The sequence below is a fragment of the Burkholderia sp. S171 genome (assembly GCF_009766085.1).
Lineage (GTDB): Bacteria > Pseudomonadota > Gammaproteobacteria > Burkholderiales > Burkholderiaceae > Caballeronia.
Window position 1 is genome coordinate 162,288 of sequence record NZ_LMUF01000042.1, and the last position, 25,397, is coordinate 187,684.

At 60.8% G+C, this 25,397-nt stretch carries 25 protein-coding genes; 13 read left to right on the forward strand and 12 right to left on the reverse strand.

The genetic code is table 11. The annotated features are described in order from the left end of the window. Position 1 precedes the first annotated feature (1 nt). The gene (locus tag GSQ93_RS23095; RefSeq protein ID WP_158937958.1) at positions 2-733 is read right to left on the reverse strand and encodes a DUF4118 domain-containing protein; all 732 of its coding nucleotides are present in this window, start codon (positions 731-733) and stop codon (positions 2-4) included. 301 nt (positions 734-1,034) lie between these two features. Here GSQ93_RS23095 and GSQ93_RS23100 point away from each other — a divergent pair, with 301 nt between their 5' ends. Then, complete coding sequence (locus GSQ93_RS23100) at positions 1,035-1,697, forward strand: response regulator (protein ID WP_158937959.1); 663 nt, start codon at positions 1,035-1,037, stop codon at positions 1,695-1,697. Further along, positions 1,694-3,037 (forward strand): ATP-binding protein, encoded by a 1,344-nt coding sequence (locus GSQ93_RS23105; protein ID WP_158937960.1) that lies wholly within the window; start codon positions 1,694-1,696, stop codon positions 3,035-3,037. Before GSQ93_RS23100 ends, GSQ93_RS23105 begins: the two co-directional genes overlap by 4 nt. A gap of 4 nt (positions 3,038-3,041) precedes the next feature. On the opposite strand, the gene GSQ93_RS23110 is transcribed toward GSQ93_RS23105, so the two are convergent. Genes GSQ93_RS23110 through GSQ93_RS23135 form a run of 6 tightly spaced genes read right to left on the reverse strand, consistent with a single transcriptional unit; the run spans position 3,042 to position 8,773 of the window. After that, complete coding sequence (locus tag GSQ93_RS23110) at positions 3,042-3,875, reverse strand: phosphodiesterase (protein ID WP_158937961.1); 834 nt, start codon at positions 3,873-3,875, stop codon at positions 3,042-3,044. 38 nt (positions 3,876-3,913) lie between these two features. Continuing rightward, entirely contained in the window at positions 3,914-4,972 is a 1,059-nt protein-coding gene (locus GSQ93_RS23115) for an ABC transporter ATP-binding protein (protein ID WP_158937962.1), read from the reverse strand. After that, positions 4,969-5,865 (reverse strand): ABC transporter permease, encoded by an 897-nt coding sequence (locus tag GSQ93_RS23120; RefSeq protein ID WP_254073998.1) that lies wholly within the window; start codon positions 5,863-5,865, stop codon positions 4,969-4,971. The genes GSQ93_RS23115 and GSQ93_RS23120 overlap by 4 nt, the downstream gene beginning before the upstream one ends. An 8-nt stretch (positions 5,866-5,873) precedes the next feature. After that, a complete protein-coding gene (locus GSQ93_RS23125) occupies positions 5,874-6,698 on the reverse strand; it encodes an ABC transporter permease (RefSeq protein ID WP_158937964.1) in 825 nt (274 codons plus the stop codon). Positions 6,699-6,707: 9 nt separating this feature from the next. Then, on the reverse strand, positions 6,708-7,721 hold the full coding sequence (locus GSQ93_RS23130) for an ABC transporter substrate-binding protein (protein WP_158937965.1): 1,014 nt from the start codon (positions 7,719-7,721) through the stop codon (positions 6,708-6,710). Then, on the reverse strand, positions 7,718-8,773 hold the full coding sequence (locus GSQ93_RS23135) for a substrate-binding domain-containing protein (RefSeq protein WP_158937966.1): 1,056 nt from the start codon (positions 8,771-8,773) through the stop codon (positions 7,718-7,720). The genes GSQ93_RS23130 and GSQ93_RS23135 overlap by 4 nt, the downstream gene beginning before the upstream one ends. A gap of 389 nt (positions 8,774-9,162) precedes the next feature. Between GSQ93_RS23135 and GSQ93_RS23140 the strand changes: the two genes are divergently transcribed. Both GSQ93_RS23140 and GSQ93_RS23145 read left to right on the forward strand, forming a co-directional pair. Beyond that, on the forward strand, positions 9,163-10,848 hold the full coding sequence (locus tag GSQ93_RS23140; protein WP_158937967.1) for a phospholipase C: 1,686 nt from the start codon (positions 9,163-9,165) through the stop codon (positions 10,846-10,848). Positions 10,849-11,019: 171 nt separating this feature from the next. After that, positions 11,020-12,408: a cytochrome-c peroxidase gene (locus GSQ93_RS23145; protein WP_254073999.1), complete on the forward strand. Its 1,389-nt coding sequence runs from the start codon at positions 11,020-11,022 to the stop codon at positions 12,406-12,408. Positions 12,409-12,417: 9 nt separating this feature from the next. Here GSQ93_RS23145 and GSQ93_RS23150 read toward each other — a convergent pair whose 3' ends face one another. Then, positions 12,418-14,373: a PhoX family phosphatase gene (locus GSQ93_RS23150; RefSeq protein ID WP_158937969.1), complete on the reverse strand. Its 1,956-nt coding sequence runs from the start codon at positions 14,371-14,373 to the stop codon at positions 12,418-12,420. A gap of 303 nt (positions 14,374-14,676) precedes the next feature. Between GSQ93_RS23150 and GSQ93_RS23155 the strand changes: the two genes are divergently transcribed. After that, entirely contained in the window at positions 14,677-15,213 is a 537-nt protein-coding gene (locus GSQ93_RS23155) for a cupin domain-containing protein (RefSeq protein ID WP_158937970.1), read from the forward strand. Positions 15,214-15,245: 32 nt separating this feature from the next. Here GSQ93_RS23155 and GSQ93_RS23160 read toward each other — a convergent pair whose 3' ends face one another. The 4 genes from GSQ93_RS23160 to GSQ93_RS23175 form a co-directional block, all read right to left on the reverse strand. Next, positions 15,246-16,280, reverse strand: a complete 1,035-nt coding sequence (locus tag GSQ93_RS23160; RefSeq protein ID WP_158937971.1) for an NAD(P)-dependent alcohol dehydrogenase — start codon at positions 16,278-16,280, stop codon at positions 15,246-15,248. Positions 16,281-16,316: 36 nt separating this feature from the next. Next, positions 16,317-17,069: an SDR family oxidoreductase gene (locus tag GSQ93_RS23165; protein ID WP_158937972.1), complete on the reverse strand. Its 753-nt coding sequence runs from the start codon at positions 17,067-17,069 to the stop codon at positions 16,317-16,319. 7 nt (positions 17,070-17,076) lie between these two features. Continuing rightward, positions 17,077-18,069 carry a sugar-binding transcriptional regulator gene (locus GSQ93_RS23170; protein ID WP_158937973.1) on the reverse strand — a complete coding sequence of 331 codons (993 nt, stop codon included), beginning with the start codon at positions 18,067-18,069 and terminating at the stop codon, positions 17,077-17,079. A 150-nt stretch (positions 18,070-18,219) separates the two neighbouring features. Beyond that, positions 18,220-18,390 (reverse strand): hypothetical protein, encoded by a 171-nt coding sequence (locus tag GSQ93_RS23175; protein ID WP_254074000.1) that lies wholly within the window; start codon positions 18,388-18,390, stop codon positions 18,220-18,222. Positions 18,391-18,569: 179 nt separating this feature from the next. On the opposite strand from GSQ93_RS23175, the gene GSQ93_RS23180 reads away from it, so the two are divergent. The 8 genes from GSQ93_RS23180 to speB all read left to right on the forward strand — a co-directional run bounded on the left by GSQ93_RS23180 (position 18,570) and on the right by speB (position 25,150). Further along, the gene (locus tag GSQ93_RS23180) at positions 18,570-19,427 is read left to right on the forward strand and encodes a transporter substrate-binding domain-containing protein (protein WP_158937974.1); all 858 of its coding nucleotides are present in this window, start codon (positions 18,570-18,572) and stop codon (positions 19,425-19,427) included. Positions 19,428-19,442: 15 nt separating this feature from the next. Further along, entirely contained in the window at positions 19,443-20,105 is a 663-nt protein-coding gene (locus tag GSQ93_RS23185; protein WP_158937975.1) for an amino acid ABC transporter permease, read from the forward strand. Positions 20,106-20,112: 7 nt separating this feature from the next. After that, on the forward strand, positions 20,113-20,766 hold the full coding sequence (locus GSQ93_RS23190; protein WP_158937976.1) for an amino acid ABC transporter permease: 654 nt from the start codon (positions 20,113-20,115) through the stop codon (positions 20,764-20,766). Further along, positions 20,763-21,566 (forward strand): amino acid ABC transporter ATP-binding protein, encoded by an 804-nt coding sequence (locus tag GSQ93_RS23195; protein ID WP_158937977.1) that lies wholly within the window; start codon positions 20,763-20,765, stop codon positions 21,564-21,566. The genes GSQ93_RS23190 and GSQ93_RS23195 overlap by 4 nt, the downstream gene beginning before the upstream one ends. Continuing rightward, entirely contained in the window at positions 21,563-22,813 is a 1,251-nt protein-coding gene (locus GSQ93_RS23200) for a M20 family metallo-hydrolase (protein WP_158937978.1), read from the forward strand. Before GSQ93_RS23195 ends, GSQ93_RS23200 begins: the two co-directional genes overlap by 4 nt. Positions 22,814-22,838: 25 nt before the next feature. Continuing rightward, entirely contained in the window at positions 22,839-23,531 is a 693-nt protein-coding gene (locus GSQ93_RS23205) for a DUF1989 domain-containing protein (protein WP_158937979.1), read from the forward strand. A 127-nt stretch (positions 23,532-23,658) separates the two neighbouring features. Beyond that, positions 23,659-24,201, forward strand: a complete 543-nt coding sequence (locus GSQ93_RS23210; RefSeq protein WP_158937995.1) for a cupin domain-containing protein — start codon at positions 23,659-23,661, stop codon at positions 24,199-24,201. 10 nt (positions 24,202-24,211) lie between these two features. Next, the gene (speB, locus tag GSQ93_RS23215) at positions 24,212-25,150 is read left to right on the forward strand and encodes an agmatinase (RefSeq protein WP_158937980.1); all 939 of its coding nucleotides are present in this window, start codon (positions 24,212-24,214) and stop codon (positions 25,148-25,150) included. The last annotated feature ends 247 nt before the right edge of the window (positions 25,151-25,397 follow it).

Consider the following 25,397-nt stretch of genomic DNA (forward strand, 5'->3'; position numbering starts at 1 on the left):
GCTAATCAATCCTGCGCAAAATCAGAAACTCACCGGCGTGCGTGGTAAAACGCTCGCAGAGGCATTCCACAAGTTTATGCATGCCGTCGCCCGAAGCAATGCGCACACGGTGCCGCCCCGGTTGCAAACCACGCTGAAGCCGTTCGATATCGTCGGGATGCGCGCTGGCGAAAAGCCGCCCCGGGGCCATTTCCTTGGCGCCTTGCGCCGCGTTGCGATCGACCGCCTGCAGCAAGATGATGGCGTCGTGGTAATGCGGAAGATGCCGCACCAGCCGATGCGTTTCGTCTACCGCCCGGCGCGAGAGCGCACGTTCGTTGTCGGCGCGCAGCAGCATTTCGTAGCGCGAGAGCGCCACTGCCGCGATCAGTTCCGTACTGAATTGCGCGCGCCGCAAACGTTCAATAAGGGTGATCGTGGAGAGCGTAACGAGCGGATACGAAATCGCCAGCATGATGTCAGCGCGATCGATCACTGCAATCTGGCCGTAAGGTGGCACAAACAGGAAGTCGGCAATGCCCAGTCCAAGCAGCATTACCGTCAGCGAAGGGATGAGGCCAAAGAAATATTCGACCATGGCCGCCGCGATGCAAAAGGCGACGCCCGGCATGACCGGGCCCAGAAATGGGTGCAAGGAAAGCCTGACCCCGCTTGCGACGCATAGCGCGAGCGCGCTCATTAACCACACACGCTTGCCTCGCGGCGCCCAGCGGCGGGCGTTTTGAATATTCATTAATGCGGTTTGTGTCAGCGAGATATCGGTACGAGGCATGAATTATTACACACAGTTACAGTCAGTGTGACATGCATAGGCTTAAGCGATGCTTAAGGACTTTCCCGCGCTGGTCAGGTCGCTAAAACGGCTGATTTTCAAACAAAGGGATGATAAGGATCACTGTTAATTGGCAAGGTTTATCGAAGGGGCGATGAAGTCAAGGAAGCCCGCGCTTAAGGCTTAAGGAACGCTTAAGCACGGGCCGCAGACAATTCATGCCCGATACTTGTACCTGTTGCCAAGACCTGGAGACTGCACGATGCGGCTATTACTGGTGGAAGACGACGAGATGATTGCCGAGACCGTGCTCGACTCCATGCGCCGGCTAGGTTATGCAATCGACTGGGCGGCGGACGGACGCGCCGCGGAACTTTCGCTTGGCAATGGCGTGTACGACCTCGTGCTGCTCGATCTCGGCTTGCCGAAACGCGATGGCATCCAGGTGTTGAACACGTACCGCAAGGCAGGCGGTGAGGCGTCAGTCATCATCCTGACCGCACGCGACGCCGTGGATGACCGCGTTCGCGGGCTGGATGCCGGCGCCGACGACTACCTCATGAAACCCTTCGATCTCGACGAACTCGCCGCACGCGTGCGCGCGGCGCTGCGACGTCGTACCGGGCAAAAGCAGCCTGTCTATACGCATGGCGAGCTTGCCCTCGATCCCGCCTCGCACGAGGCCAGCAAGGCCGGTGTGCCGTTGCCGCTGGTGCCGCGCGAGTTCGCGTTGCTGCAGGTGCTGATCGAGGAGCCAACACGCGTATTCAGGCGTGCCGAACTGGAAGAGAAACTGTACGGATGGGGTGAGGAAGTGGGCAGCAATACCATTGAAGTGCATGTCCATAGCCTCCGGCGCAAGATTGGCGCTGAGCAGATATTGACGGTCCGGGGCGTGGGCTACCGGCTCAAGGGACTCGAATGACGTCCATACGCCGCTGGCTGCTCGGCTGGCTGATCTTCGGACTGGCCGCGACGTCGCTGATGGCGGCCTATGGCATCTTCAACACTGCGCGGCGCGAAGCGGGCGAGTTATTCGACTACGAGTTGCGCACCGTCGCGCTGTCGTTGCCGGCGAATATTGCTAGCGCTGACGCCGCCGAGCGGGCCAGCCACGACTTCAACGGCATCGCGGACGACCGTATCGCCATCGATATCTGGGACCAGCAGGGCAAGCTCGTTTACCACTCGCTCAAGGAGCCGGCGTTGCCGCGTATCGGTGAAGGATTCCGGTCGATTGAACGCGATGAATATCGATGGCGCGTGTTTGGCCTGCAGCAGCCGGACCGGTATATCCAGGTGGCGCAACCGTTCTCCGTTCGCGAGGATCTTGCGCTGCGGCTCGCCTGGCGCACGTTGTGGCCATTGGCGCTGGTGGTGCCGGTGACCATCGCGCTGGTGTTGTTCGTCGTGGCCCGGGGGCTTGCGCCGATCGGTGGATTGTCGCGTGCGTTATCGCGGCGGTCACTCGACTCGCTTGAGCCGTTGCAGGCTGGCGTACGGGTACCCGTGGAGGTCCGGCCGCTAGTCGATGCGTTGAATGACTTGCTGCGGCGTTTGAGCGACGCGTCGCAGGCGCAGCGAATCTTCGTTGCCGACGCGGCGCACGAGTTGCGCACGCCCCTGACCGCGTTGAAGCTGCAGCTTCAGGCGGCGCGACGGGACGGCACGTTGCAAGGCGATGGGCATACGCTCGAGCGTCTTGAGGGGCGGCTCAACCGGATCATTCACCTTGCACATCAGTTATTGGCCATGGCCCGTGAGGATGCCAACCGGGCGGTGTCGCTCGCGCCCATGAGTCTGCGACTTCTCGCGGAGCGGTCGGTGAGTGATCTGTCGTTGCTGGCCGAGGCCAAGCGCATCGATCTGGGACTGGAAGAGCGGGCGCGCGATGCATCGGATGACTATGTCGTGCTGGGCGATGAACATTCGCTGGGCATCTTGCTGAACAACCTGATCGATAACGCGATTCGCCATACGCCCGAGGGCGGAAAAGTCGATGTGATCCTTACGCGCGATGCAAAGGGCATGGGCGTTGAAATAGTCGATACGGGTACGGGCATTGCGCCCGATGAACTGGACCGCGTGTTCGACCGGTTTTATCGCGGCACCGGCGCGCAGGGGTCGGGCAGCGGGCTGGGGCTCGCGATTGCATCGAGCATTGCGGGGCGGCATGGAGCTACGCTCAGTGTGAACAATCGCGAAGACGTGAGTGGGTTGATCGTGAGAGTGGGCGGATTGACAGCGGGAAAATTAACCGCCTAAGCCCTTAGTCCACCAACGCCCCATCGTCATCGAAGAACGGATATGGCCCGTCGAACTGCTGGACGTATTCATGATGCGACACGAGTCCCACGTCATCCGTCCAATAGTGCAAGGCGAACGCCCCCGGCTCGAGCACGAACGCCGACGGTGCATCGACACGCAGATCAAGCACGACCTGATGCGCAGTCGACGGCGCAATGGAAGCGATCGTCCCCGCAAACCGCTTGTGCACCGGCCGATGCACATGCCCGCACAAAACACGCTCCACATTCGGATACCGTGAAATCAGTGCCTCCATCTTCGACGCCGCCTGCGCGTCAAGCGCCATGTCGTCCATATGCCCGATACCGGTCGCAAACGGCGGATGATGCAGCGCGACAATCACCGGACGACCGTCAGCGGCCTCCAACTGATCTTCAAGCCATGCAAGACGCGCATCGCATAACGTACCCGGGCTTTCCCCCGGCTTCTGCGAATCCAGCGCGATGACCCGCATAGCTTGCAGATCGAACGCGTAGTGCACGAAGTCGCTACCGGTACCGCTTTCGTGCAAATACCGCGCATCGAAAACCTCGCGCAATGCCGCGCGATCGTCGTGATTCCCGACCATCAGATACACCGGTATTTCCAACGGTTTCAGACACGCCGCCAGATGCCGGTATTCATCGACGGTTCCGAAATCGGTCAGATCACCCGTCACCAGCACGGCATCCGGACGCGGGCTCAGCGCGTTGAGACGTTCGACGCAGGCGCGCAGACAAGCTGCAGTATCGACTTTTTTATACGCAAGCACACCGGGAAGCTTGATATGCAAATCGGTGATTTGAGCGAGCAGCATGACATCTCCTTGGTTTGGCTTTAAGCGAGCGTGCAGGATCAGTGCAGAGCGACCCAACCCTCGTCGCGCACCGATATCCCCACGGCCGTTCCCTGCGCCAGTTCGACACGGCCGGGGACATCGACGATCAATGCATCCGGCGCCGCGTCCCTGATTTTCAAGCGGGTGCGTTCACCCAAAAATAGCGCCGACTCCACCGCGCCGCGCAACTGCGCAGCCCGCGGATCGACAAGCACGGCATCTTCCGGCCGGAAGAAAATTTCCGACTGTGCGCCGTCCCGCGAGCGCAGTTGCGCAACCAGCCCCGTCACGCTAATCGTACCGCCAAGCGTGACGAATGCGTCACCGCGACACTCGCCCGCCACGCGATTCAATGTACCGATGAATTGCGCCACCGCGCGGCTCGCCGGCTGATAGTAAATCTCGCGCGGCGTACCGCATTGCTCAATGCGCCCGGCGCTCATCACCACGATCCGGTCGGCAAGCGCCATTGCTTCGGACTGGTCGTGCGTGACGTAGATACTGGTCACGCGAAGTTCGCGCAGCAACGCGTTCATCTCGGCACGCAAGGTTTCGCGCAGGCGCGCATCGAGTGCGGTCAGCGGTTCATCAAGCAACAATACTCGCGGCCTCGGCGCTAATGCACGAGCCAGCGCGACACGCTGGCGTTGACCGCCGGACAATTCGGTGATCGGCTTGTCCGCATGCGCGGTCAGCTCGGTCATCTCCAGCAATTCATCCACCCGGCGACGCGCCGCCGAGGCCTCGACCTTCTGGATCCGCAAGCCATAACCCACGTTGCCGCGCACGGTGAGATTGGGAAATAGCGCGTAGTTCTGGAACACCATGCCGACCTGACGACGCTCGATAGGCAATGCTGTGACATCATCGGCGCCGAAGCTCACGCGGCCCCCGGCATCGGGTTTTTCCAACCCCGCAATCAACCGCAACGTGGTTGTCTTGCCGCAGCCTGACGGACCAAGCAGCACCAGCGTCTCACCAGGTTCGATGCTGAGATCGACAGGTTCGAGCACACGCTGCCCGCGGAACGTTTTCGCGCAACGGCTGAGGGTGACGGGAACGGCTTCGAGTCTCATCGTGCAGTCTCTACAGATTGGGTGAGGGCTTGCTGCCCCGGAGAGCTACTGCGCGACAACGCGCGCTTGCGTTTTGCAGCGGCTCGGGCGCTCTGCGCGCCAGCCGGATCGACGCCCAGCCACTGCATCGCAATCAGTAACGGCAAGGTCATCAGCAAGAAGAGAATGGTGTAGGCGCTGCCGACTTCAAGACGCATGGACGCGTATGCATCGGCGAGTCCGACCGGCAGTGTCTTGGTATCGGGCGTATGCAGCATCCATGTCAGGTTGAATTCGCCTATCGACAAAGTCAGCACCGCGAGCGCGCCGGCAACAATCCCGGGCCGCGCATTCGGCAGCACGATTGTCAGGAAGCGCTGAGTGAACGACGCACCCAGGCTCGCCGCGCCTTCTTCCATGGTCCGCAGGTCGGTACCTGCGCAGACGGCGGCCACCGAGCGCACCATGAATGGCAAAGTAAAAACCACATGCCCGGCGACGATGAACCACATGCTCGAGCGAAACGCGCTCCAGCCGCCATACACCGACAACAAAGCCAACGCCGTGGCGAGCCCTGGCAACGCGATAGGCAGGACCAGCAGTTCTTCGACAAAACGCGCCCAGCGCGTATTGCTACGGGCCAACGCGTACGCTGCGGGCACGCCGATAGCGAGCGTAATGGCGAGTGTTGCAAGCGCGATCTCGATCGATAACCAGACCGAACCTTGGTACATGTCCCACACTTGCTCAAGCCATTTGAGCGTCAGCCCACTCGACACGCCGCGAAAATAGTTGACGGTCAATCCGGCCATCACCGACATCACCACGGGCACAACCATGAACGCAACCAGCGCGAGCGTCAGCAGTAATTGCCCCGCAACGAGCAGGCGACGCGGTCTCAGGAACTCAGGCATCGGCGTCCTCATGCGGTAGCGGCGACGGTCGCGCCGGTGAGGCTGCGCGCAACCGCCAGCACTGCCCACGTAACGAGGCCGAGCACGATCGACAACGCCGCTGCTGTCGCAAGATTCGCGTTCAGCGTAAACTCGGTATAGATGGTCATCGGCAATACGTCGAGGTCGGTGGCAAGCGTGAACGCGGTGCCGAAAGCGCCCATCGCGGTGGCAAAACACACGGCGCCCGCCGCGATCAATGCCGGCATCAGCGCGGGCATAATCACATCCACAAAGATGCGCCACGGCGATGCCCCCAGCGAACGCGCCGCCTCTTCCAGCGACGCATCCAGCTTCGTTGCAGCCGCCATGACGGTAACGATCACACGCGGTATCGAAAAATACAGATAGCCGAGGAACAAGCCGCTGAGCGAATAAGCGAACACCCAGCGGTCACCCGTCAGCCGTAAGGAAATGGCGCCGATCAACCCTTGGCGCCCGGCCAGCATGATCACCATGAACCCCACCACCACCCCCGGAAACGCGAGCGGAAACGTCAGCAGCGCGACCAGCAATCGCTTGGCCGGCAACTCGCGGCGCGCGAGGAACAATCCCGCGTTGGTCGACAACACCAGCGTCGCCGCCGTCACCGCCAGCGACAACGCAATCGTCGCGAGCAAGCTATGCAAATAACGCGCGTTGGTCAGGACCTCGCGATACGCGGTGAACGCATCCGGCACCGCGCTCGCCTGCAGCAACGCGACCAGCGGCAGCAGCCAGAACGCGCAGAACACGGCAAGCGCGGGCGCCAGCAGGAAGATCCGTGCGCGGGTGGAGAAGGTGGAATCTTGCATGGCTGAAGTTCAGTGCATGACGCGCAAATACTCTTCGCCGAACGCGCTTTGCTTGGCGGCCATCTTCGCGAAGTCGACATCCTTGGCGCGCGCGTACTCCGACGCCGGCAGGAACTTGGCGGCAATATCAGGCGGCAAGGTTCCGCCGCGCACCGGACGCAAATACGCATTCGCCCACAGGCGTTGGCCTTCATCCGACAGCACGAAATCCAGCACCTTCTCGCCGTTCGCCTGATGCGGTGCGCCCTTCACGAGGCTCATCACATACGGCACCACGATCGTGCCTTCCTTCGGAATCACGAACTCAACATTCGCGTGATCCTTGTACTTCGCCCGGTAAGCATCAAAGTCATAGTCGAGCAGGATCGGAATCTCGCCCGACATCACGCGTGCATACGCGGTCTGCTTCGGGACGATCGGCGCGTTGGCCTTCATCTTCTCGAACCAGTCGAGACCGGGCTTGAAGTTATCGAGCGTGCCGCCCAGCGCCTGATTCACGGCCACTGCGCCCGCGTATCCCACGAAGGCCGACGACGGATCAAGGTAACCCACCATGCCCTTGTATTCCGGCTTCAACAGGTCCGCCCACGAGCGCGGTACCGGCTTGCCATCGAGTGCGTCCTTGTTGACGAAAAAGCCCAGCGTCCCTGAATGGATCGCGAACCAGGAACCGTCAGGATCCTTCATGCCTGCAGGGATATCGTTCCAATGCGCGGGCTTGTACGGTTGAATCAAACCCTTGTCCTTCGCCTGGAACGCCGATGAAACGCCGAGATACACCACGTCGGCAATCGGGCTCTTTTGCTCAGCCATCATCTGCGCGATAGCTTGGCCGGAGTTCTTGTTATCGAACGGTACGCGGATACCGGTCTGCTTCTGGATGGCGGCAATCTGGCTCGCCCAGTCCGCCCATTCCGGCGGGCAGTTGTAGCAGATCGCGGTGCTGTCGGCATATGCCGCACCGGCCGCGCAGAAGGTAGCCGTTGCTGCGAGCAGCGTAGCCAGGACATGACGGATTTTCATGCAGGATTCTCCGATACGAGGGAGGCCGATGTGGCCGCGGGATCGATCAATGGCGCGATGGTTGCGCCGGTTCTTACGCTATGAGGCAACTTGAACGGAATGGGGCCACTGCTTGTATCGCCAGGCAAACCCAGCCGAACCGCAAGATGAAGCCATGCGTACCGGCCAATCTCGCGGTTCGGCGTGGCAACGCTGGACAGCGCCGTCGATAACCATTCGCCAAGCGGAATGCCATCGAAGCCGAGCACCGAAATATCGTGCGGCACGGACAAGCCCGCATGCCGCAAACCACGCATCACGATCATCGCCAGGCGGTCGTTGCTGCAGAAAAGCGCAGTGGGCCGGCGAGCGGGATCGGAGAGATGGGCGAGCAGTGAAGGCGGCAAATCCTCCGCGTTGAAATCGAGTTCGATCGGCGCATGAGGCGTGAGGCCGGCGTCGAGCATGGCGTCCTCGTAGCCGCGATACCGCAAACGTGCGCGGTCCGATTCCGCGAACGAACCCGCCAGCATCAGGATCCGCCGATGCCCGCGCTGCAACAACGCACACACGCCGTCACGCGCTGCCCGCCGGTTATCCACCGATACCGCCGCGCGATACGCCGTGTCGTTATGCGCCAGCACATAAGGCAAGCCGATGCGATCAAGCTCGTCGAGCAAGGGGTTGGATTCGGCGTCGGCGACCGTCGCGATCAGACCGTCCACGCGTTGCTCGCGCAAGGTCTCGATCGCGCGGCGCTCACGGGCGCTGTCATACGCGGTCGTCATCAACATCAGGCGGTAGTCACTAGCGGAGGCCGCTTCATCAATGCCTTGCAGCGACTCGGCGAAAACGGGGTTGGTCAGTGTCGGCACGACCACGCCGACCAGCCGCGTGCGTACGCCGCGAAGCTGGCGGCCTCGCGCACTGGGCATGAAGTCGAGCGCTTCGATCGACTCGCGGACCTTGGCGAGCGTCTCCGCATTCAGCAATTGCGGTGCGTTGAGCGCACGCGACACCGTGGCGATAGAGACGCCTGAATGCGCGGCAACGTCCTTGATGGTGGAGTGCATGGGCGGTAGCAAGGATTCACTGAAAACGTTTACAGCAGCGATTATCGGAGCGCTGTGTGACGTCCGCGTGAAAGCGCGCGACTCGTTGCCGTGGGGTCCGCGCGACGCTTTCCATGCGCTTAAAAATCCTCGGCGCCAAACCTTCCGACCGGCATCGAAGGGCCAGCCCACGCCGTATTACGACGTTCGACCTTACCGACTCTTTCTGTTTGTTATGTCCACGTAACCCCGGCGAAAGCAGACCGTCTTTTAGGGTTCATACGCAAGTGTTCCAATGCGCTCGGATCGAAAGAAAGGTCTTGGAATAGTCCGCATCCTAGTCCGCACCCGTCCCCCAAAGGCCACGCGGCCACACAAGTACTGAAACAACGACATCGGGAGCTTCACACATGTTTCGTCGAGCCTTAATGGTTGGCGTACCCACTGCAGCAATGGCTATCGGCCTGTATGCCTGCGGCGGTGGCAGCAACAGCAATCCAGGTTCATCGCAATCCATCCAGAACCGGATCGCGACGGCTACCCCCATCAAGCACGTAGTCGTGATCTATAACGAGAACGTCTCGTTTGATCACTACTTCGCTACCTATCCGAACGCATCGAACCCGGCAGGCGAGCCGGCGTTCACGCCGGCAGCAGGCACGCCGGCAGTGAATGGCCTGAGCGGCACGCTGCTGACGGCCAACCCGAACTTCACGAACCAGCTCAACGGCGCGGCCGCAGCCAATCCGTTCCGCCTGGACCGGACGCAAGCCGCAACCGCCGACCAGAACCACGCGTACACGGCCGAGCAACACGCCTACGACAACGGCGCAGCCGACCTCTTCCCGAAGTACACGGGTAAGGGCACGGCAGGCGGCGCAGGCGCATTCGGCACAGCTGGCCAGGTCATGGGCTACTACGACGGCAACACGGTCGGCGCCCTCTGGAACTACGCGCAGAAGTTCGCGATGAGCGACAACGCGTACACGTCTACCTATGGCCCGTCCACGCCGGGCGCACTTGAAGTTATATCGGGTCAAACGAACGGCTTGCAGCCGGTCAAGTTCAGCACGGGCCCGGTCAGCGCGACGGCCACGGGTTCGTACTACGTGAACGACGGTCAAGGCGGCTTCACGCTGATCAACGACGTTGACCCGGCTAATGACACGTGCTCGAGCACGACCGACACCGCGTTGATGACCAGCAAGAACATCGGCGACTTGTTGAACGCTCAAAACATCTCGTGGGGCGGCTTCATGGGCGGCTTCAACCTCACGACCGTGAACAGCAACGGCACGACGGGTTGCAAGCGCAGCACGTTGTCGCCGGTGGTGGGTCAGGCAACCGCCGACTACGTACCGCACCACAACTGGTTCCAGTACTTCGCATCGACGGCGAACCCGACGCACGCACGCCCGAGCTCGGCGGCAGTGATCGGCTTGTCGCTTGAAGCGGATGGCAAGACGCCGGAACCGGCGAATCACCAGTACGACACCGACGACTTCTTCGCTACCGTCAAGGCCGGCAACTATCCGTCCGTCAGCTTCATCAAGGCGCCGGCGTTCCAGGATGGCCACGCAGGCTATTCGGATCCGCTCGACGAACAGGCTTTCACGGCGAAGATCGTCAACTTCTTGCAGCAACAGCCGGACTGGGCGAGCACCGCTGTGATCGTGGCGTGGGATGACTCGGACGGCTGGTACGACCATGCCTACGCAGTCCCGACCTCGTCGTCGTTCGACGCGATTGCCGACCAGGTGAATGGCGGCGGCACGTGCGGCACGGCTACGGCTCCGCTGGGTGTGAAGGGCGCGCCGGTGAATGGCCGCTGCGGTCCGGGTACGCGTATTCCGTTCGTCGTGATCTCGCCGTGGGCCAAGGTGAACTACGTGGACCACACGCAGATCAGCCAGGCTTCAGTGGTTCGCTTCATTGAAGACAACTGGCTCAACGGAACGCGTCTTGGTGGCGGTTCGTTCGACGCCACTGCCGGCAGCATCAACGGCATGTTCAACTTCAGCGGTGCGGGTAACAACCCGACGCTGTTCGTCGATCCGAACCTGGGTACGCCGGTCGCATCGGTTCCCACAATCTGATAGTTGCCTGAACGTCCGCGTCGGTTCACCGACGCGGACCGTAGTGTTCTTGTCGCGTCGCCGCCGAGCAATTGGCCGGCGGCGTTTTTTCAATGCTGCCTCTGCATCCTGGTTAACATGTCGCACACCGTCATACCTCCGGTCACGCCTAACGCCGGCGAGAAGCCAAACTTGAAGTCACGCTTTCCTCGCCCGAAACACATCTTGCTCGGCTGCATTGCCGCCGTGGTTCTCGGCGCCGCCGCATTCAGCGCATGGGCCGTAGCCTTCCCCTCGCAAGTACCGGCCCGCGTGGGCGCCATCGTGGAAGACCTGACGGGTGCCAACCCGAATCCTGTTGTACTCTCCCGCCCGCCGGTCGCGCCGTTGAGCGCGGTCGCTCAACTTGGCCAGAAGATTTTCTTTGACGAGTCGCTGTCCGGATCCGGAAAACAATCGTGTGCGTCCTGCCACAGCCCGGACCACGCCTATGGCCCGCCAAACAAACTGTCCGTGCAGCTCGGCGGACCGCACATGAATCTGGAAGGCTACCGTCCGCCGCCTTCCCTGATGTACCTGTATTTGCAGCCTAACTTCAGCATTGGCCCCGATGCCGGTGAAGCCGAAGCTCCGCCGGATTTCGCCGCCCTCGCCTCGCAAGCCGCTGGCACAGCCAAGGCGCAAAAGAACGCGGGCGTAGCGCCCGCTGCGCCGGCCATGGTGCCGCAAGGCGGATTCTTCTGGGACGGCCGCGCCGATACGCTGCAGGCACAAGCGTCTGGCCCAATGCTTAACCCGGTGGAAATGGCCAACACGAGCGAAGCCGATGTCGCCGCGAAATTGCAGCGCACAGCGTACAAGGACGACTTTACGAAGCTGTTCGGCCCGCACATTTTCCAGAGCACGGACCTCACCGTTTCCGAGGCCATGTTTGCGATCGCGCGTTATCAGGTCGAAGAGCAGTCGTTTCATCCGTACACAAGCAAGTACGACTACTGGCTCGAAGGCAAGGCAAGCCTGACGCAAGCGGAGCTGCACGGCTTACGTCTCTTCAACGATCCCGACAAGGCCAACTGTGCCGGCTGTCATTTGTCCAAGCCCAGTTCCGACAGCGTGCCGCCGATGTTTACCGACTACCAGTACGAAGCGCTCGGCGTCCCGCGTAACACCGCGCTTGCGATCAACCACGATCCGAAGTTCTTCGACATGGGCGTGTGCGGCCCCTTCCGTGACGACATAAAGGACCAGACGCAGTATTGCGGCATGTTCCTCACGCCCACGCTCCGGAACGCAGCTACACGGCAAGTATTCTTCCATAATGGCGTCTATCATTCGCTGGACGACGTCATGTCGTTCTACAACGACCGCAACACCGCACCGGAGAAGTTCTATCCGAAGGGCGCGGACGGCAAGGTCAACAAGTACGACGACCTTCCGGAGAAGCTGCACGCGAACATCGACGTGACGGATGCGCCGTTCGACCGCAAGTTCGGCGACAAGCCCGCGATGACGGATCAGGAGATGAAGGACATCATCGCGTTCCTGCATACCCTGGACGATGGTTATCACAAGGGGAGCTGACCTGCTCGATCAGCCTTTGGCGAGCTTGATGCTTGAGGCGTCCGCGGTCAGGTAACCGACCGTGGCGCCGAAGCGGTCCTTGAAGTTGGCCCGCACGATAGGGTCGAGCGCGGCCTTTACCTTGTCGTGGACCGGGCTTTCCCAGTCACCCGCGTGCTGGAAGTTGCTCATGATGTAGGTCCAGCCGTTGATCTCGTCGACCGCATGAAGGCCGGTCGATTCCGCACCGGCCGGACACGACAGCACGCGTGACAGCGTCTGCATGTCCACGTTGTAGGCCCACAGAAAGTTGTTCACATGCATGCCAGAATCTTCGCCGATAAAGAGCGTGCGCAGCTTCTCAGAGAACTTCAGGTTGTCCGGGTTCGCGATCTTGGCCGCGTTCGCGGTATTGCCGAGCGCATCGGGCGATGAGAGGTCTTCGCCCACCAGCGCTGCCGGCGCGGCCATGTCGACCGGCACCCATTCGCTGTTGATCGCCGTACCACTCGTGTCCCTCTGCCCCGCTCTCAGGTTCAACGCATAGACCGCACCGGCGTTGATGGTTTTATCGACGGCTACGTCTGTGGACGCCGCGTTGCCCTTGACCATCGACTTCTCGACGCGTGACATCGCGGTGTACACGATCTTGTCCTTCGCGTTGATCGTCGTGCCTTCGAGTTTTGTAAAGCCCATGCTCCCGCCGATATACGCCGCATAGCGATGCGTCTCCAGGAACGCCGCTGCCTTCTCCATGCCGGGCTTGATGCGGATCCAGTTGAACGTGCCGTTGAAATTGATCTTCGTGAGGCTCGCGTCGAGCGGGTCCTTCGTGCTCACATCCATGATGTCCGATGCTTTCAGCTTCGCGGCCATTGCTTCGATCTCCGCGCTCGTCGCATTGCCAATCCTGATCCACGTCAGGTTGGCCGAGCCCGCGCCCGCCGATGATGTCTGCGCCCACTTCGCCACATACAGCGTGCCCGATGACAAGTCCTCCGCCCGATCCGCGATGAACATGAAGAGCCCGCCGTTGGTCGCGTCGTCGCCCATCATGACGGTGCGTTTGTCCGGCATCACCTGCACCAGTTCATGCGAGATGCGCCCGAGGTTGTAGTGTTTCTTGATCGTGCCCGTGCCGTCCGGGTTCACCGTGACTTCGGGGAGATGGCCATAGTTGTAGGGGTTCGCACGGCTCGCGTCGCCATAGAGACTCGTGCTGAACGCCTTGAACTGGCTATTGGTTGAAATGACCGTGGCATCCGGCTCGTACTCTTCGCTCGACAGATGCGTGTTCCACGGCGACAGGCTCGCGCCGCACGTGATCCACAATCCGTTCGCTTTCGACGTATCTACGTTGTGATATTTCACGAGCGTGAGTTTGCCGGTCGTCTGATCCTGATCGAGCGTGAGCACTGCGATAGGCGAAGGCAACTGTCCATACGTCGACACGAGGCTCTGGTCGCGCGTCGCATATTCGAACTGCACGACTGCGAATACGGCCTTTCCCTTGATGCCGGCAACCGTGGGTTTATCGAGTGAGAGCAGCGACGTGCCGTCCGGGCAATCCGAGAAGAACTGGCGCTCTTTGCCCGACACGGATTGATCGATGATCGGCTGGTTGTTGATGTCGTAGTGACCACCCGCGAGTGTTGTTCCGCCGCTGCCGTTCGGCACTTTGTCGCCGGTCACGAAGAACGGCTGGTAGGCGAGCTTGTAGGCTTGCGTGGTGCCGTCGCTGTAGCTGACCGTGAGCGTGGAGGCGACCGTGGTGGTCGCCATGGCGGCCGGGTCCGCCAGCGACGGCGCGGCCATGGAAGCGAACGAAGCGGACTTGAACGATGCCGACGTTGCTGGTGCGGTCGCGCTGTCGCCACCACAGCCTGCTAAAAGCGTGGAAACGGAGAACGCGCCTAGCGGCAGCATGGGTGCGCCCACGAGCAGTTTGAGGGCTTTACGGCGCGATACGTTGGGCTGCTCTTGCATGTCGTCTGGTCCGGTTTCTATTGGGTGGGGGCCAGCGCACCCTGTCATTGAAACGCCTGAGCGTCTGGATCATGAGTCGAGGGTTGCGCGGTGAAGGCGAAGTGTAAGTTTCATTAATGAAAGCTTTATGACAGTAAATAGTATTGAATATGGAAGATTTTGCGAAAGCGTTTTTACGGCCACTGGGGGAGTAGTTTTTTCAACGCGATGAGGGGCGCTTGTGCTGGCGTGCACCGGACCACGGGCACGTAAAACGCTGGTGTGGACAGAACCTTCGTCCTCTGGTCCGATCAAGGAGCTTTCATGAAGCACGATCTGCAGTCCGCCCGCCACGCTTCAGACCTCGAATATGAAATCCTCAGGCTGACGCCGCACGCATGGGTCCCGAACAACCGGCGCTTGCCGGTGCTGCTTTATCGGCGTGTACTTTCTCCTTCGCGCAAGGATCTCGGCCCGGCATTCGAAGCGCTGTTCGCCCGTAATGAATGGCCGCCGCAGTGGCGCGACAGCATCTTCGACTATCACCACTTTCACTCCACGGCGCATGAAGTGCTTGGGGCGATATCAGGTAAAGCGGAGGTGATTATCGGTGGGCCCGGCGGTCTGGTCGTCTCGCTGGATGCGGGAGATGTCGTGCTGCTTCCTGCCGGAACCGGCCACTGCCTGCAAGCAACGGAAGGGCGGTTTCAGGTGGTCGGCGCGTACCCCGAAGGACAGCAATGGGATATCCGGCGCGATGCGTTATCCGAGGGAGAAATCGCTGCGATGGAAGCGTTGCCGTTTCCACACAGCGATCCCGTTGGCGGGCGCGAAGGTCCATTGCTGGAGCAATGGACCTGAACTAGAACTCAGGTCAAAGCTAAAACACCCTGCTATTCCATGACGATCTGAACCTTCACGTCGGTGGGGTTGCCGCTGGCGGCTTCTTCGAATGCCTTGATGCCGTCCGCGAAAGCAAACGAGCGCGAGATGAACGGTTTGACGTCGAGCCTGCCCGATGCGATCAACTGGATCGCGCGCGGGAACATGTTGGCGTAGCGGAACACGGACTCGATCCGCACTTCCTTGATCTGCACCGCGACTATATCGATAGGCACGGCTTGTTGCGGCATCCCGACCAGCACGAGGCAACCACCGGGGCACAGCAGATCGACAATGCCATCGAACGCTTTTTCGTTGCCGCTGGCTTCGAACACGACGTTCGCGCCCCAGCCGTCGGTGAGTTCCGACACCACGTCCTGTACACGCCGGTCGCGAATGTTGACTGCGGTCACGCCCTGCACGTTGCCAATCAACGCGAGCTTTTCCGGCACGAGATCGCACACGATCGCGCGGCTGCATCCTCCGGCGAGCGCAGCCAGCGCACACATCATGCCGATCGTACCGGCGCCCAGAATAACGGCTACATCCCCCGGTTTTATCCGCGCCTTCGTTACCGCCTGCATGCCGATAGCCAGCGGCTCGACAATCGCGCCTTCCGCAAAACTCACGCTGTCCGGCAGCTTGAACGTGAACGCCGCGGGGTGCACGACGAACGGCGTCAGGCAACCATGCACCGGCGGCGTGGCCCAGAAACGCACGCTCGGGTCGAGGTTGTACATGCCCTCGCGCGACGCGCGTGACTCCATGTCGGGTACGCCCGGTTCCATGCAGACGCGATCCCCAACTTTCAGATGCTTCACTTCATCGCCGATCTGGATCACGGTTCCTGCCGCTTCGTGACCCAGGACCATCGGCTCATTGACAACGAACGGGCCGATCCGGCCGTGTTGGTAGTAGTGGATATCGCTGCCGCAAATGCCGACCGTATTGATGCGAATGCGGACATCTCGCGCACCGACGACTTGCGGCAACGTGAACGGGCGCAAGCTGATGCGACGCGCTTCTTCGAGAACCAGTGCTTCCATGATTGAAGCCCTCTGCTATGAGTAAAAGTAGTGAGATCAGCCGGCCTGAAAACCGCCGTCTACAACAAGGCTTACGCCGTTGACCATGCTCGAGTCGCTGCTGAGCAAGTAGGCAATCGTGCGCGCCACTTCATCGGGCTGCACGAATCGTTGCAGGGGAATGCGGGCGAGCATGGGCGCGGATTTCGCAGGCTCGCTCCAGACCTTCTCGGCCATCGGCGTCAGGGTGACGACCGGATTGACCGTGTTGACGCGGATACCATGCACGCCGAGCTCGACCGCCATCACGCGGGTCAGCGCGTCGAGTGCAGCCTTCGACGCGCAATACGCCGCATGCAACGGCGTGCCGACCTGCGCGGCGATGCTCGACACGTTGACGATCGCGCCGCCGGTGCCTCGCGCGATCACGCGGCGCGCATATTCCTGCGCGATGATCATCGCGGCGCGCACGTTGACCGCCATGGTGCGATCGAAGGCATCGACTGACGTGTCGAGAAACGACTCCAGCTCCACGATGCCCGCGCAGTTCACCAGCAGATCGACGGACTGCGCCTCGCTTGCCTGCTGCGCGGCGGCGAGCGTGGCGGCGGCATCAGCGAGATCGACGGTGATCGTCTTGCAATGGATCATATTGCTCAGTGCATCGAGATCCGACTGCGACCGGCTCAACGCAACCACGTACGCGCCACGCTCCGCCATCAGGATAGCGGTCGCATAACCTATGCCCTTGCCCGCCCCGGTAACGAGGACAGTCTTGCCGGCGAATTCGCGATTGCGGTCCACGTTCATCGTTTTCTCAGGGTTCGTTGCACAGACGCTGTGCGGTGTCTTCGTCGGTGACGAGCACCGACGGATAACGGCCGCGCAGCGCCGCTCGCGTGACGACAAATTTCTTCGTGCCGCCGCTGACCAGCACGACGCGCCCTATCTTGCGCAGGTCGTCCAGCGTGATCGCCACTGTGCGGCGATTCAACGGATGATCGATTGCCTCTCCGTCGGCATCCATGAAATGCCCAAGCATGTCGCCTACTGCACCGGCTTTTTCCAGCGTACGTACTTGCTCCGGGTCATTGATGCCATAGGTCACCACCAGCGACTCCGTCAGATCCCCGCACGTCAGCAAAGCCAGGTCCGATTGGCGCGCGCGTTCGTAGGTCTCACGCACCGCGTCTTCCTGCAGCAGCATGTCGCGTACTTTCTGACTGCTCACATAGATTGGCGCGGCAAATAGAAAACCATCCGCCTGACATAGATTGGCGAAGTCAGACACGATGTCGAAGGTGTTGATGCTTGGGCAATGCGACAAGCCACCTTGTAAAGACACCGCCGATATCGGCCCATACGCGCGCTGCGGCAACGCCCGCAACACGGCGCGAATGGTGCGCCCCCAACCAAGTCCAATCGTCTGCCCCGCCTCGATCTGCCGCGACAGATAGTTCGCCGCGCCGATGCCAAGCGCGGCCATATTGGCTTCGGTGTCGGCGCCGGTCGGCACAACCACAGCGGCCTCCAGGCCAAAGCGCTTCATCAGCGCTTCCTCCAGCGCCACGCACGGCGCGAGACGGTTGTTGATGGTGATCTGCACCATGCCGGATTCCCGGCTTGCGGCCAGCAGCCGGTTGACCCGCACCCGGTTGCTGCCAATACGCTGCGCAATCTCCTGCTGCGTGAGATTGCCGACGTAGTAATGCCAGGCTACCCGCGCCTGCAGTTCCTCCTCGGGATCAACGGACGGATCTGTAGAAGGTTCAGCAAGCGGGGGGACGGCGGTCGGCACGGCTTTATTCATGAGCTTTATCGATTTCTGTAGGGACGGACGGATCTTAAATCACCCGTTAATTCACCCATTGATTCACCCGTCATTTCACCGCGCCCATGGTGAGCCCCTGCACCAGCCGGCCCGATACGGCCAGCGCGAATACGACCATCGGCAGCACAATCAGCGTACCGGTGGCCATGATCTCGCCCACGGCAGTTCGTACCCGCTCATGTAGCTGGTCGCAGCCACCGGCGACGTGATGGCATCGGTGCGCGTGAGGACGAGCGCATACAGCAGGTCGTTCCACGAAAAGATGAACGCGAAGATCGCCGAGACGACAATGCCGTGCACGACCGCACTTTATCGGTGCCTGAGTACGTTCAAATCCCACTGCGGTGCATGCCGGCCACGCCGAAACATCTCGCCACAAGCCCTTTTCATGTGGCACACTTCATGCATAGTGAATTTCATTCAAGTTACTTGAATACGCTCACTAACCCCTCTTTGCGGCGTGGCCGCACGGGAGCATCATGCATAAGTCACTTCGTATGTTTGTCTTGTCGATGACCGGCGCGCTTGCGCTGTGCGCGTCGATACCGAGTCACGCGCAAAGCGGCGATCTGCTTGCCCGCATAAAAGCGAACAAGGAGATCACGGTGGGAACGGAAGCGCGTTATGCACCGTTCGAATCCGTTGAGAACGGCAAGATCGTGGGCTATGACACTGACCTCCTGCAATACGTGTTGAAGTCGTTGCCCGACGTCCAGCTCAAGCAACTCGACCTGCCGTTCCAGGGCTTGCTGCCGGGTCTCGACGCAAAACGCTTCGACATGGTGATCACGGCCGTCACCGTCAACAAGGATCGGGCGAGCCACTTCGCGTTCACGCTACCCATCGCCGATGCAACCGCGGGCGTCCTGGTGCGTTCGAACGAAGCTTCCATCAAGTCACCTACTGACCTGAACGGGAAGATCGTCGGATCGCAAACGGGCTCGGCGCAGTTGCAGGCACTGATGACGCTCGACAAGAATCTGAAAGCCGCTGGCGGCCCGGGAATCAAGCAGATCAAGCAATACGTCGCGTTCGATGAGGCTTACGCAGACCTGGCGATCGGACGGCTGGACGCGGTCGCACAATCGGTCGCGAATCTCGGGCCATTGCTGAAGTCGCGTCCGGGTGTGTTCACCGTCTTGCCGCAAAGCATTGGACCGAAGAGTTATTTCGCGTGGGTCGCACGCAAGGACGCGGACAGCGCAACGCTGCTCAAGCTCTTCAGCGACGCCATTGCTCGCGCGAATCATGACGGCACGATGAAGGCACTGCAGATGAAGTGGTTCGGCACAACCATGGATGTCCCCGCCGACGCCATGCCTGAGCCGTCGATGTAAGCGGCATCAAACCCTATGAACCCACCCGATCTCATCGCGCGTTGTCTCGGCTATCTGCCGCAACTGCTGGACGGCGCCATTACGACACTGTGGCTCTCGGCCATCGCGGTGGCATGCGGCTTCTTCGCGGGCATCTTCATCTACATGATGTCGGCGAGCAAAAGCCGCACGCTGGCCACCGCCGCACGCGTCTACGTGAGCGTCTTTCGCGGTACGCCCGTGCTCGCGCAATTGCTGGTGTTCTACTACGTGCCCTCGGGACTCGGGTGGGCCATCCCCGGGGTGATCGCGGCGGCTGTGGGTCTGTCGATGAATACGGCGGCGTATCAGTCGCAGATCCTGGGAACCGGCTTTCGCGCGATTCCGCGCGGGCAGATCGAAGCGGCACAGACCTTCAATCTCACGCGCCGCCAGACCTTATGGCATGTGGAGATTCCACAAGTCGTTGCGTTGACGCTGCCGGCGCTGGTGTCGGAGATGATCGATATTGTGAAGGCGTCGGCGGTTGTGTCGGTCATTGCGGTCACGGACCTTATGCGCGTCGGGCAGCAACTGTCTTCGGTCAGTTACCGGCCGCTCGAAGTCTATACGCTCGCTGCCTGCTTTTATCTCGCGATCACTTCCCTGCTGTCGCTGGCCGGCCGGGGAATCGAACGGCGTGTGGCGGGTCGAGGATGAGCCGGCCATGAACAGTTTCATTTCACTCATACCGCGCTTCGCCGATGCCATCCTCGTTACGCTTGAGGTCAGCTTGCTCGCGGCCTTCATTGGCGCGCTGGGCGGCTTCGTCCTCAATGCGTTTCGGCTGCAGTTTCCGCGCTGGTTTGCGGTGCCTTATCGCGTGTATGTGTGGCTCGTGCGCGGTACGCCGTATCTGTCGCAACTGGTGATTGTCTATTTCGGCTTGCCCGTGATCGGCATCACCATGACAGCCGTGCAGGCCACTATTGTGTCACTCGCGTTTTATTCAGCCGCGTACTTCGCGGAGATTTTTCGCGCCGGCTGGGGCAGCATTCCGCGCGGACACGGGGAAGCAGCCCGCGCATTTGGCATCAGCCGATGGTCTGCTTTTCGCAACATCGAAATGCCTCAGGCGATCGCCTTCGCCATTCCGTTGCTCGCCAATCAAACCATTCTCGTCATCAAGGAAAGTGCGGTTGCGTCGATCATCACCGTGCCCGAATTGACGATGACAGCAAGCGACATCGTTTCGTCGACTTATACGTACATCGCTCCGTACGCGATGTTGATCGTGTGCTACTGGCTCCTTACGCAATGTATCGCCCTCGCTGCCCGTTGGGCGCAAGCGCTGATTGCTCCTTCGCGGAAAACCTCATGAGCTCATTGCCCATTCTAGAACTGCGTGCCGTGGGTAAATCGTATGGCGCTAATCGCGTCCTCAAGGGCATTGATCTCGCTGTGACGCGCGGTGAAATCGTCTCGCTGATCGGGCCCTCAGGTTCTGGCAAGACGACCGCGTTGCGCTGCATGAACTTTCTCGAAGCCTACGATGAAGGCGAGGTATGGATCAAAGGCCAGTTGCTCGGTTATCGCTCCGCAGGGCGTTCGGAGCGTGATCGCGATAGTGAGAAGAGCATCGCGGAAGTTCGCCGGCCTGTCTCCATGGTGTTTCAGCAATTCAATCTCTGGCCGCACATGACCGTGCTCGGCAACGTGGCCGCGCCGCTGGTGTTATCGAAGAAGACAGGCAAGTCCGATGCTCATAAACGGGCGTTGGCCGCGCTGACGCGTGTTGGCCTTGCCGGAAAGGCCGATGCCTACCCCGCATCCCTGAGCGGCGGTCAGCAACAACGCGTGGGCATCGCACGCGCGCTGGCGATCGAACCCGAAGTCATGCTCCTCGACGAACCGACCTCCGCCCTTGATCCGGAACTCGTGGAAGAAGTATTGAGCGTGATCCGTTCGCTCGCGCAAGACGGCATGACGATGGTCATGGTCACGCACGAGATGAGCTTCGCCGCGAAAATCTCTGACCACGTGGTGTTCATGGAGGCCGGACGGATCGTTGAAGCCGGACCGCCGGAACAGATCTTCGGCAACACCCGCACGGCGCGTTTGCAGCAGTTCCTGAAGCCGTGGTTCGACCGCAGCCTGACCTCTGTCGCGGGGGTCGCATGATCTCTAATGACGCACTCGAGGCCGCCTCTTGTATCGATGCATCGCGTCTGCTCGAATCGATCGAAGCGCTCGCTCGCTTCGGCGCACGTGAAGACGGCGGGGTGGATCGCCCCGCGCTGTCTCCCACCGATCTGGACGCGCGGCGTTTTCTGATCGACCGGGCCATCGCGCTCGGCTGTACGGTCCGTACCGACGCATGCGCTAACCTGTTTTTCCGTCGGCCTGGTCTTGAAGATCTTCCACCAGTGATGACCGGCAGCCACGTCGATACCCAGCCGACCGGCGGCAAACTCGATGGCTGCTATGGCGTCCTCGCGGGCTTGGAATGCCTCGCCGCGCTCAACGACGCCGGCATCCGCACGCGCCGCCCGCTCGAAGTGGTGGCATGGACTAACGAAGAAGGCACGCGCTTCCAGCCGGGCGCCATGGGATCGAGCGCGTTTGTCGATCCGGCATTGATCGAGCGCTACGGCCAAGCGAAAGACACGGATGGCATCTCGCTCGACAGCGCCCTCGCCGTACATCGCGAAGCGTTTCCATCGCTTGTGACACGTGTGACAGGGAAGACTGCGCACGCGTTTATCGAATTGCATATTGAACAAGGGCCCCTATTGGAACTCGCCAATGTTCCGTTGGGTGTGGTGCAGGGAATTCAAGGGGTGCGATGGTATGCGGTGCATTGCAAAGGCGTCGCGGCGCATGCCGGCACCACGCCAATGCATGCCCGCCACGACGCCATGACGCTCGCCGTATGCATTCGTGCCGAGATCTCGGCCTTCGCGCATCAGCTAGGCGGCGACGATACCCGCATCACCTTCGGCCGCTGGACCGTGCTGCCGAATTCTATCAACACGATTGCATCGGACGTCACGTTCACAGTCGACTTTCGCCACCCGAACCCGGCGGTCCTCCACTCGTTCGATCGGCAGCTTGCGAATTGCCTCGCACGGCACGCCGTGACATCGAAAGCGCTGTTCATCCATGCGCCCGTGGACTTCGCGCCCGCCGTGATCCAGCGCGTAGCCGATGCATGCCACGCGCTGGGCGCGCCTTCGCTCAACATCACGTCAGGCGCATTCCACGACGCCATGTATCTCGCGAAACATTGCCCGAGCGGGATGCTGTTTGTTCCGAGTCGCGGCGGCATCAGCCACAACCCGCAGGAAGCCACCGACGACGATCACCTCGTACTGGGCGCACGCGCGCTGGCGCATTGCCTGGTACATCTTTGCAACGAAGCACCTTGAAACCGATATGACTGAAGGAGTCACCATGAGCACGCCGCACGTTGAACATCATCACGACAACAGCCATGCACTCGGCGAGAACGCCACGCTGCGGGAGCCCATTTCCGCCGACGGCACCCCGGAGATCGGCAAGACCTACACAGTGCCGGCACGCAATGGCCGCGCGGTACGGGTGCAGTCGGGCCAGACAATCCGCATCACGAACACGCACGGCACGCAGGTCTGCGATACGTGGATCTTCAACGCCGGCCACCTCGACGAATTCCTGTCGTTCGAACATGCTCGTGCGTCGCTCGACAAGGTGATTCCGCAAGCAGGCGATCCGCTGATGACCAATCATCGCCGGCCGATTGCCGAGCTGGTCACGGACACGTCCCCGGGCGTGCACGACACGCTGATGGCCGCATGCGATTTGTATCGATACAAGAACCTGGGTGTGGCCGGCTATCACGACAACTGCGCCGACAACATGCGGCTTGCGCTGAAAGCGATCGGCCTGCGCGCCCGCGAAGTACCGCAACCCTTCAACCTGTGGATGAACATTCCGATCAAGCCGGACTATTCCATTGAATGGCTTGCGCCGGTATCGAAGGCGGGTGATTACGTGGAGATCAAGGCGCTCATGGATTGCGTTGTCGTTATGTCTGCGTGCCCGCAGGATATTATTCCGATCAACGCGTTGAATCCGCTGGAAGTCGAGTTCACGGTGCTCGCGTAGATCCCCTTACTTTTAGGAAACGCTTTCCGTGGCCACAAAAAAAACCGCAGCACGCAAACCAGCGAACCCGAACCGAGCGATAAGCAAGGCGCCCGAGGTCCAGCTTGACCCGGCTGCTACGCTCGGCGTGCGGCTGAAACACGCGCGGATGGTGAAGCAATTGACGCTCAAAGCGCTCGCAGCGGAAGCAGGTTGCTCGGAAAGCATGTTGTCCAAACTCGAGGGTGGTCACGCCCAGCCCTCGCTCGCGACGCTTCATAAAATCGCGTTGGCGTTGTCGACCAACGTGGGCGCGCTCGTCTCGGGACCGGACATCAACACCTCGCCCGTGCAGCGTGCAAACGAGCGCCCCACTACCGAATTTCCTTCGGCCGGCAAGCGCCTTTCGATCATGCTTGAACGGGTGATCGTCCCGGCTGCGGGACAACTGCTGCAAAGCGATATTCACGTGATCGAACCGCTTGCAAGCAGCGACGAGCAGATCAGCCACGCCGGGGAAGAACTGGGATATGTGATCGAAGGCCAGTTCGAACTGACCTTGGGCGATGACCGTTATCTGTTGCATGCGGGTGACACCTTCTATTTCCCCAGTACTGTTCCGCACAGTTATCGCAACCCTGGCAAGACTGTTGCACGCGTGCTGTGGACCAATACACCGCCTACCTTCTGACGAGAACATCATGCCCGGCACCGATCGAACCCAGATGGCGTTACCCCGCTTCAGCGGCATCCCGACCTTCATGCGCGTGCCGTACTACACGGATATCAGTGAACTCGATATCGTGCTGGCCGGCGTGCCGTTCGACGGTGGCGTCACGGCTCGTCCGGGTGCGCGGTTCGGCCCGCGCGAAATCCGCAACATGTCGAGCATGACGCGCGCGATCCATCATGTAACGCGTTTCAACCCCTTCGATGTATGCCGCGTGGGTGACATAGGCGATGTCCCGTTCACCGACCTCTACCATCTTGAACGCTCGCACGAGGACATCCGTCGCTTCTTTGAGCCTATATTTGCGGCCGGCAAGATCCCTTTGAGCGCGGGTGGCGATCATTCAATAACGTATCCGATCTTCCAGGCGATGGCGCCGAAGCAGCCTATTGGGATGGTGCATATCGATGCGCACACCGACACATGGGACAGTTTCAAGGGATCGAAATTTACGCACGGCGCACCGTTTCGCCGCGCGGTGGAAGCAGGCTTGCTGGACCCGAGGCGAACCATCCAGATCGGCATTCGGGGCGCGCAAAATTCGGATGAGGGCTGGCGTTATTCGCTTGAAAGCGGCATGCGAGTGGTGTTTATCGAAGAGGTTGAGGCGCGAGGTATGGGCGCGATCATTGATGAAGCGCGTAAGTTCGTGGGCGATGGCCCGACGTATCTTTCACTCGATGTAGACGGTCTGGATCCGGTCTACACACCGGGCACGGGCACGCCTGAGATAGGTGGACTGACGACACGCGAAACGCTCGCGCTGCTACGCGGACTGGACGGTTTGAACTGGGTTGGCGGCGACGTAGTAGAGGTGTCACCGCCCTATGATCCGAGCGGCAACACAGCACTTGTCGCCGCCACGCTCATGTATGAAATCCTGTGTCTGCTGGCGCGGCGCTTCGAGTAAAAAAACTTAGCAATTTGATCAAAAGGTTTTACGCGGATAGCGCGGGGTGAACCTTGGGCAGGTTCAATCACTGGTGGCGAAGCGTGTCAGAACCCGTGTTCGGAGAAGGAGGCTTTCACACATCCGGTGCTCTGGCGAGCACCGTGCTTTTGGGGCACCTATGAATCAAAACTGCACGCTGTGGACACTTAGGGTAGAGCGGTTAAAAGCGTTTTCTTTGCTTCGTTTCTTTGTCGCTTTGGACAAA